Below are 9,038 nucleotides of genomic sequence, written 5' to 3' on the forward strand. Positions count from 1 at the left end.
GGGGCGCGGGGAACTGCGCGGGCGACCACGCACCACCCGCACCCCGCCGTGCGACATGAGCCGCTACGGCGAGGGCGCGTCGTCCACGCACACCAGACGAGTTGGCAGACCCGGGACCGGCACGAGCTGGACTGGGACCTGTATCCGGCGGCGCACGTCACGAGTCGCTACACCCTGTACGAGGACGACGGCGTGACCCGTGACTTCGCCAAGGGCGCCGCCGCCACCCAGCGGGTGTCCGTCCACGCCGACGGGAACGGGACGACCGTGTCGGTGGGCGCGAGCAACGGTGACTACGCCGGCAAGGTGGACGCCCGCGCATACCGGTTCACCGTGCACGGCGACTCGGCACCCCGGCGGATCCTCCTCGACGGCCGCCAACTGCCCGCCTCCGCCTGGTCGTACGACGCCGGCACTCATGTCACGACGATCACGACGCCGAGCCTGGCACTGGAGCGGGGCTTCACCGTGCGGCTGGTCGACCAGAGGTAAAGGGATCGTATGGTCTAGTCCAAAGAGCGCGTTGGTCTAGTCCAGCTTATTGACGTGACCGCAACAGCTCCCGGAGGGTGGGGCTCCCCTGCCCTGGGGACTCCCCCACCCCCACCCTCTGGAGGCACGCAGTGAGACGTCTTCGGGCATGTCTGGGCGCCGCGGCGGCCGTCACCCTCGCCGCCGCGGGCACCACCGCTCTGGTCGCGAGCAACGCCTCGGGCGCGACGGCCGCGCTCGGCAACCGGTGGTACGCCGCCGCCCCCTATCTGATGCCGCTGGACAACGACCCGCCGGACCCGGCCGCCATCATGGACGCCACGGGCCTCAAGGCCTTCCAGCTGGCGTTCATCCTCGCCCCCAACGGCGGCGGCTGCTCGCCCACTTGGGGCGGCACCGCGCCCGTCGGCTCGGACACGGCCGTGCAGTCGATGATCAACACGATCCGCGCCAAGGGCGGTGACGTCTCGGTCTCCATCGGCGGCTACGGCGGCACGAAGCTCGGCCAGGCCTGCGCGGACGCGGCGTCCACGGCCGCGGCCTACCAGCAGGTCATCACCAAGTACGGGCTGCACGCCATCGACTTCGACCTGGAGGAGCCGGAGTACGAGAACACCGCGGCCATCAAGAACGAGATCGGCGCGGCCAGGATCCTCCAGCAGAACAACCCCGGGCTGTACGTCTCCGTGACGACGGCCGGCACCGCGGACGGCACCGGCTGGTTCGGCAAGCAGATGCTGCTGGAGGCCAAGTCGCAGGGCTTCACCCCGAACAACTTCTCCATCATGCCGTTCGACGGCGGCTTCAACGGGGCGGCGAGCCAGACCAGCGCGCTGACCAACTTCAACTCGATCCTCCAGTCGACCTTCGGCTGGGACCAGGCGACCGCGTACGCCCACGAGGGCTTCTCCGGCATGAACGGCCGCAGCGACACGGGCGAGATCTTCACCCAGGCCGACTTCCAGACCGTGCTGGACTACGCGACGAGCCACAACATGGACCGGTTCACGTTCTGGTCCCTGAACCGCGACCGGCAGTGCAGCCCGCCGGACAACGGCGGTCGTACGTCGGGCACATGCTCCAGCGTGGCGCAGAACGACGGGGACTTCGCCAAGTACTCGGTGAAGTTCGCCGGGGTGACCCCGCCGACCCCGACACCGACCCCCACTCCGACACCCACACCCACCTCCTGCAAGTCCGCGTGGAGTTCGGCGGCGGTCTACACGGCCGGGAACGAGGTCTCGTACAACAAGCACAACTGGAAGGCCAAGTGGTGGACCCAGAACGAGGGGCCCGGCGCCTCGGAATGGGGGCCGTGGCAGGACGAGGGCGCCTGCTGAACCTCTTGACGTGACTGGTTCAGACCTCTAGCTTCTCGGGGCACCAGCGACCAAGGATGCGTTCAGCGTTCAGAATGCTGAACGCATCCCGGTCGGACGTCCGGTCCGGAGAAGGGACCCCCCACATGACCCGATCACGGCTCCTCGCGGTGCCGGCCACCGCGGGCCTCGCCCTCGCCCTCGTCCTGCTCGGCGGCCCCGGCGCGAGCGCCGCCGATCCGCATGTCGCCCCCGGCGGAAACTTCGACCTCTCGGTCTGGGAGCTGCAGGAGCCCGTCGGCTCCCCCGGAAGCCCGACCACCATCCCGTCCTCCCGCCTCCAGGGCACGAACGGCTACCAGGACGCGTACTTCTACACCGACACCCGCGACGGCGCGATGACCTTCTGGGCGCCCGAGAAGGGCGTCACCACACCGAACTCCAACTACGCCCGTTCCGAGCTGCGCGAGATGAACCGCGACGGCAGCGCCGCCGACTGGGCGCTGTCCGGCTCGCACAGGATGAGCGCGACCCTGCGCGTGGTGTCCGTGACGAAGAACGTGTGCGTCGGACAGATCCACCTGGGCAGCGGCGGCTCCTCCACCAAGCCGCTGCTGGAGCTGTACTACCACGCCGACGGCGACATCGTCCTCGGCACGGAGAACTCACCGTCCGGCGGGCAGACCGCGCACACCGTGGGACATGTGCCGATCGGCAGGACCTGGAGCTACACCATCGCCGTCTCCGGCGGCAACACCATCGACCTGACCGTCAACGGCACCACGACCCACTATGCCGTCCCGTCGTCGTTCCAGCAGTACAAGCAGTACTTCAAGGCCGGCTCCTACAACCAGTCCTCCTCGGACAGCACCACCGACGGCGCCCGTGTCGCGTTCTACGGCCTGACCGTCAAACACGGCTGACACGCCGCCCGACCTGCGCGACTGGTGCAAACGGCCGTAGGGTCGTAGCGTCGGACGCACGCGGTCGGACACAGCACGACGGGTGGGAGCGACCATGCGCTCAGCAGTGACGGGAACAGCGGTCATCCTCGCGGTAGGCGCCCTTGTGACGGCGGCCATGACCACGGCAACGGCGTCGGCGAGTCCGCCGGCCGGGCCGGCCAAGGCCGATCCCCCGCGCCCCGTCCTCGTCGACTGCACCTGGCACAAGAACGTCCGGCCGGCCGACTTCATCCTGGCCTGCGGCGACGGCAACAGCCGCCTCATCGGGCTCCACTGGTCGCAGTGGGGCCCGCACGGAGCGACGGCCACAGGTGTGAACATGGTCAACGACTGCGACCCGTACTGCGCGGCCGGCCGCTTCCACGCCTACCCGGTGACCGTACGGCTCGACGGCCCCAAGCCCTGGAAGAAGGATCCGAGCGTGGAGCACTACACGCGGATGAGCCTGACCTACACCGGTGCCCGGCCGGATGCCTTCAAGGCGGTCATGATCTACCCGCTGTGGGACTGACAGCCGGACTCCCGCCTTCGACGCGGCTCGTACGGCACCGGATCGTGGTCCGCGCGAGCGACTTTCCGCCGCCACTCGTTGGCCCGGCGGCCCTCGCCCCGTCATGTTGGTGTGACCTTGTCCGCGGCGCCCCGTGCGCCGTCCGAAGAGAGGTCACATGCCCCGACTCCATCGTCTGGCCGGTGCCGCCACGGCCGTGCTCACGCTCGGCCTGATCGCGGCGGCTCCGGCCGTCGGCCAAGAGCCCCCCGTCACCGACGCACACATCGCCGCCCACTTCGCTCTGGCCACCGGCCAGACCCCCGAGAACATCGCGCTCGACAGCGACGGCTCCGCCGACCTGACCTTCTCCTTCGCCCGGCAGATCGCCCGCGTCGACCCGGACGGCACCACCCGGACCCTCGCGACCCTGCCGGACGTGCCCGAGCCGTCCACCCCGCTGGTGCACAGCGCCATCGTCACCGGGATCGCCCGCGCGCACAATGGCACGCTGTACGTCGGCTTCGCCACCGGTACCACCAAGACCGGCGTCTGGCGCCTCGCCCGCGGCCAAGAACCCCAGCAGATCGCCGAGTTGCCGCCCAACGGGTTTCCCAACGGCCTGGCCCTGGACGAACAGCGCGGGATGCTGTACGCCGCCGACTCGGTCCTCGGCACGGTCTGGCGCGTCCCGCAGCGGGGCGGCCCTGCCACGGCCTGGGCCACGGGCACGGCCCTCGATCCGCTCCCGGCACCCGCCCCCGGCTTCGGTGCCAACGGCGTCAAGATCCGCCGCGACGCCGTGTGGGTCTCCAACAGCGACCGCGGCACGCTGCTGCGCATCCCGGTCTCCGCGGACGGCTCCGCCGGCCCGATCGAGATGCGGGCCGCCGGGCTCGCCGGCATCGACGACTTCGCCTTCCCCGGCCCTGGAACGACGGTCCTGGCCTCGATGGACACCGTCAACGCCGTGGCCGAGGTACGCCCGGACGGCACCTCGACGACCGTGCTCTCCGCGCATGACGGACTGTCCAACCCGACGTCCGTGGCCGTCCGTGGCCGCACCGTGTACGTGCCGAGCGCGGCGTACTTCACCCAGCGGGATCCGAATCTGCTGGTCGCGCGTCTGCGCTAGCGCTCCGCGCGGGCCGGGTGGGGAAGCGTCTGCCGTGGCATCAGGCCAGTTCGACCAGTAGGTCGCCGCCCTCCACCTGCTGGATGCGGTTGATGGCCAGGCGGGACACCCGGCCCGCCTTGGGGGCGGTGATGGTGGCCTCCATCTTCATCGCCTCGATGGTGGCGACGGTGGCACCGGCGGCCACCTCGTCGCCCTCGGCCACCGCCAGGGTCACCACACCGGCGAACGGCGCCGCCACATGGCCGGGGTTGGCGCGGTCGGCCTTCTCCGTCACCGGCACGTCCGAGGCGGCGGCCCGGTCGCGGACCTGGATGGGCCGCAACTGGCCGTTGAGCGTGGACATCACCGTGCGCATGCCGCGCTCGTCGGCCTCACCGACCGCCTGCAGCTCGATCAGCAGCCTGACGCCGGGCTCCAGGTCGACGGCGTACTCCTTGGCCGGGCGCAGGCCGTAGAAGAACGCCTTGCTGTCCAGGACGCTGGTGTCACCGAAGGCCTGCCGGTGGGTGTCGAACTCCCGTGTCGGGCCCGGGAACAGCAGCCGGTTGAGGGTGGCCCGGCGGTCCTTGGCGAGGCCCTCGCGGTCCTCGGCGGACAGTTCGGGCGCGGGCTTGGGCGCGGCCCGGCCCTGCAGGGCCTTGGTGCGGAACGGCTCGGGCCAGCCGCCGGGCGGGGTGCCCAGCTCGCCACGGAGGAAGCCGATCACCGAGTCCGGGATGTCGAACCGGTCGGGGGTCTGCTCGAAGTCCGCCAGGGAGACGCCCGCGCCGACCAGGTGCAGGGCGAGGTCGCCGACCACCTTCGAGGACGGGGTGACCTTGACCAGGCGGCCGAGGATGCGGTCGGCGGCCGCGTACATGGCCTCGATGTCCTCGAAGCGGTCGCCGAGGCCGAGCGCGACGGCCTGGGTGCGCAGGTTGGACAGCTGGCCGCCGGGGATCTCGTGGTGGTAGACGCGGCCGGTCGGGGCGGCGAGGCCCGCCTCGAACGGGGCGTAGATCTTGCGGACGCCCTCCCAGTACGGCTCCAGGTCGCCGACCGCCTGGAGGTCGAGGCCGGTGGGCCGGTCGGAGTGGTCGGTGGCGGCGACGAGCGCCGACAGGGACGGCTGCGAGGTCGTACCGGCCATGGAGGCCACCGCGCCGTCCACCGCGTCGGCGCCCGCCTGGATCGCGGCGAGATAGGTGGCCAGCTGGCCGCCGGCCGTGTCGTGCGTGTGCAGGTGCACGGGCAGGTCGAACTCGCGGCGCAGTGCGGAGACGAGCTTGGCGGCGGCGGGGGCGCGCAGCAGGCCGGCCATGTCCTTGACGGCGAGGACATGCGCGCCGGCCTCGACGATCTGCTCGGCCAGGCGCAGGTAGTAGTCGAGGGTGTAGAGCCGCTCGGCCGGGTCGTTGAGGTCGGCGGTGTAGCAGAGGGCGACCTCGGCGATCGCGGTGCCGGTCTCGCGTACGGCCTCGATGGCGGGGCGCATCTGGCCGACGTCGTTGAGGGCGTCGAAGATGCGGAAGATGTCGATGCCGGTGGCGGCGGCCTCCTGCACGAAGGCGTCGGTCACCTCGGTCGGGTACGGGGTGTAGCCGACGGTGTTGCGGCCGCGCAGCAGCATCTGGAGGCAGATGTTGGGCACGGCCTCGCGCAGGGCCGCGAGGCGCTCCCAGGGGTCCTCGGCGAGGAAGCGCAGCGCCACGTCGTAGGTGGCGCCGCCCCAGCACTCCAGGGAGAGCAGCTGCGGCAGGGTGCGGGCGACGACCGGGGCGACCGCGAGGAGGTCCTTGGTGCGCACACGGGTGGCCAGCAGGGACTGGTGGGCGTCGCGGAAGGTGGTGTCGGTGACGCCGATGGTCGGCGACTCGCGCAGCCGGCGGGCGAAGCCCTCGGGGCCGAGGTCGACGAGCAGTTGGCGGGAGCCGGCCGGGGGTTCGCCGGCCGACGGCAGCGGCAGCTTGGTGACCGGGTCGAGCAGGTCGGGGCGTTCGCCGTGCGGCTTGTTGACGGTGACGTCGGCGAGGAAGGTGAGCAGCTTGGTGCCGCGGTCGGCGGAGGAGCGGGCGGTCAGCAGGTGCGGGCGCTGCTCGATGAAGGAGGTGGTGACCCGGCCCGCCTGGAAGTCGGGGTCGTCCAGGACGGCCTGCAGGAACGGGATGTTGGTGGCCACGCCGCGGATGCGGAACTCGGCCACGGCACGCCGGGCGCGGCCGACGGCGGCCCTGAAGTCCCGGCCGCGGCAGGTGAGTTTGACCAGCATCGAGTCGAAGTGGGCGCTGATCTCCGTACCGGCGTGGGTGGTTCCGCCGTCCAGGCGGATGCCGGAGCCGCCCGGGGAGCGGTAGGCGCTGATCCGGCCGGTGTCCGGGCGGAAGCCGTTGGCGGGGTCCTCGGTGGTGATACGGCACTGGAGGGCGGCGCCGCGCAGGGTGATGGTGTCCTGGGCGAGGCCGAGGTCGGCGAGGGTCTCGCCGGAGGCGATCCTCAGCTGGGCCTGGACCAGGTCCACGTCCGTGACTTCCTCGGTCACGGTGTGCTCGACCTGGATGCGCGGGTTCATCTCGATGAAGACGTGGTTGCCGGCGGGGTCGAGGAGGAACTCGACGGTGCCCGCGTTGCGGTAGCCGATCTCACGGGCGAAGCGGACGGCGTCGGCGCAGATGCGGTCCCGTACCCCGGGGTCGAGGTTGGGCGCGGGGGCCAGCTCGATGACCTTCTGGTGGCGGCGCTGGAGGGAGCAGTCGCGTTCGTAGAGGTGGATGACGTTGCCCTCGCCGTCGGCGAGGATCTGCACCTCGATGTGGCGCGGGTCGACGACGGCCTTCTCCAGGAAGACGGTCGGGTCGCCGAACGCGGCGTCGGCCTCGCGGGATGCGGCCTCGATGGACTCGCGCAGTTGGGCCGGGTCCTCCACCCGGCGCATGCCGCGCCCGCCGCCGCCCGCGACGGCCTTGACGAAGACGGGGAAGCCGATCTCCCCGGCGGCGCGCACCAGTTCGTCCACGTCGGTGGAGGGCTGCGAGGAGCCGAGCACGGGTACTCCGGCGGCGCGGGCGGCGGCGACCGCGCGGGCCTTGTTGCCGGTCAGCTCCAGGGTGGCGGCGCTCGGGCCGACGAAGGTGATGCCCGCCTCCTCGCAGGCGCGGGCCAGTTCGGGGTTCTCGGACAGGAAGCCGTAGCCCGGGTAGACGGCGTCGGCGCCGGCGCGGCGGGCGGCGCCCACGATCTCCTCGACGGAGAGATAGGCCCGCACCGGATGCCCCGGCTCCCCGATCTCGTAGGCCTCGTCGGCCTTCAGCCGGTGCAGTGAGTTGCGGTCCTCGTGCGGGAACACGGCGACGGTGCGCGCGCCGAGTTCGTAGCCCGCCCGGAACGCGCGGATCGCGATCTCTCCACGGTTGGCGACCAGCACCTTGCGGAACATCCTGGATTCCCTTCAGCTGCCTGCCGGCGACGAACACCATGGTGTCAGCCACGCCCTGCCGTACCTCGCGGCAACCTTAGGGGGTACCCGCGCGTGTCGACGTGCGAAAACCATCACATCGACGGGGTGGGCGGCGCCACAGGCACGTGTGCCCGGATCAGCGTTCCAGGGACGTCATCGCCGCGTCCTGGGAGCGCTCGCCGACCGCCCGAGCGGGCACGGACCGGGCCGGGGCGGGCGCGGGGACCACCGACGGCCCCGCGGGCTGCGGAGCCCGGCCCGCCGAGGGCTCCTCGGGTGCGGGCGCCGGGACCACCGAGGGCACCTTGGGTGCGGGCGGGGGCGTCAGCGCCGGCTGTGCGGGTGCGGGCCCGCGCTCCTGGATGCGCAGCAGGGACCGCAGGCGTGCCTGGAGCGTTGCGCGGCGGCCGTGCAGCAGGCCGAGGACGATCGCCGAGCCCACCGCGATCAGATGCTCGCGGCCTGCCAGGTTGGGGACGGCGATGGACTCCCACACCATCGAGCCGCCGGTCAGGCTGAACACCACGGGCGCTCTTTTGACCACCGCGAGATAGGTGAACAGGCCGACGACGGCCGCGGAGGGGCCGGTGTCGAGCACCTGCCCGAACTCGCGCGGCAGCCCGAAACCCCACCAGCCGGGGCCCAGCGCGATCATCACGCGGGCGGTGAGTGTGCCGGCCAGCGTCGTGACGTAGGCGATCGCCAGGGTGCGGGCCCGGCCCAGGGCCACTTCGGCGAGCGCGAAGGCCAGGAACAGCTGGGTGATGCCCGCCCACACGGGCAGGTCGAGCGCCGGGACGTACAGCGACACGGGAGTGCGCAGCAGGGAGAGCCACAGCGGCAGATCGGCCCTGACGCCGCCGAGCCACTTCACCCACTGCGCGCCGAGCGGGTGCTGGGCGATGTCGTGGAAGAAGACGACGCCGAACGCGGCGACGCACCCCAGCAGCAGTCCGGACAGTCCACGGCGCATCAGGCGGTGCACCGGGTCGACGACGATGGAGTGCCACTCGGCCCGCAGGGTGCGCCCGGTGAACCGGGCGAGCCGTACGAGCAGCGAGCGGCACCATGGGATGCGCCCTTCAGTCGTCATGAGACACGGCAGCCCATCGCCTTCGGCTCCGCCGACATGTCCATCGCCCCCTTCACCCCGCTTCCGGAATTCCGGCCGCGGGGCGTTTTTATTGGTCATCCACCCGTT

7 protein-coding genes are annotated in these 9,038 nt (G+C 71.6%); 5 read left to right on the forward strand and 2 right to left on the reverse strand.

From position 1 onward, the window contains the following. From AB0L75_RS43350 to AB0L75_RS43370, 5 genes are all read left to right on the forward strand, one after another. The coding region (locus AB0L75_RS43350) for a DUF5110 domain-containing protein (RefSeq protein ID WP_365191809.1) at positions 1-492 on the forward strand (492 nt) is incomplete at its 5' end. A 131-nt stretch (positions 493-623) separates the two neighbouring features. Next, a complete protein-coding gene (locus tag AB0L75_RS43355; RefSeq protein ID WP_365191810.1) occupies positions 624-1,832 on the forward strand; it encodes a carbohydrate-binding protein in 1,209 nt (402 codons plus the stop codon). Between the two features lie 125 nt (positions 1,833-1,957). Continuing rightward, positions 1,958-2,734, forward strand: a complete 777-nt coding sequence (locus AB0L75_RS43360) for a polysaccharide lyase family 7 protein (protein ID WP_365191811.1) — start codon at positions 1,958-1,960, stop codon at positions 2,732-2,734. A gap of 94 nt (positions 2,735-2,828) precedes the next feature. Beyond that, positions 2,829-3,287, forward strand: a complete 459-nt coding sequence (locus AB0L75_RS43365; RefSeq protein ID WP_365191812.1) for a hypothetical protein — start codon at positions 2,829-2,831, stop codon at positions 3,285-3,287. Between the two features lie 157 nt (positions 3,288-3,444). Then, the gene (locus AB0L75_RS43370; protein ID WP_365191813.1) at positions 3,445-4,401 is read left to right on the forward strand and encodes a hypothetical protein; all 957 of its coding nucleotides are present in this window, start codon (positions 3,445-3,447) and stop codon (positions 4,399-4,401) included. Between the two features lie 40 nt (positions 4,402-4,441). Here AB0L75_RS43370 and AB0L75_RS43375 read toward each other — a convergent pair whose 3' ends face one another. Further along, a complete protein-coding gene (locus AB0L75_RS43375; protein WP_365191814.1) occupies positions 4,442-7,816 on the reverse strand; it encodes a pyruvate carboxylase in 3,375 nt (1,124 codons plus the stop codon). 157 nt (positions 7,817-7,973) lie between these two features. Beyond that, entirely contained in the window at positions 7,974-8,930 is a 957-nt protein-coding gene (locus AB0L75_RS43380) for a hypothetical protein (RefSeq protein WP_365191815.1), read from the reverse strand. Positions 8,931-9,038 lie beyond the last annotated feature (108 nt).

The sequence above is a fragment of the Streptomyces sp. NPDC052101 genome (assembly GCF_040680235.1).
In the GTDB taxonomy this organism is placed as follows: Bacteria; Actinomycetota; Actinomycetes; order Streptomycetales; family Streptomycetaceae; genus Streptomyces.

What these genes read in the sequence shown, in the direction of transcription:
- AB0L75_RS43375 (WP_365191814.1), bottom strand. Translation starts at nt 7,816, where the DNA reads ATGTTCCGCAAGGTGCTGGTCGCCAACCGTGGAGAGATCGCGATCCGC.
- AB0L75_RS43360 (WP_365191811.1), top strand. Translation starts at nt 1,958, where the DNA reads ATGACCCGATCACGGCTCCTCGCGGTGCCGGCCACCGCGGGCCTCGCC.
- AB0L75_RS43370 (WP_365191813.1), top strand. Translation starts at nt 3,445, where the DNA reads ATGCCCCGACTCCATCGTCTGGCCGGTGCCGCCACGGCCGTGCTCACG.
- AB0L75_RS43380 (WP_365191815.1), bottom strand. Translation starts at nt 8,930, where the DNA reads ATGACGACTGAAGGGCGCATCCCATGGTGCCGCTCGCTGCTCGTACGG.
- AB0L75_RS43365 (WP_365191812.1), top strand. Translation starts at nt 2,829, where the DNA reads ATGCGCTCAGCAGTGACGGGAACAGCGGTCATCCTCGCGGTAGGCGCC.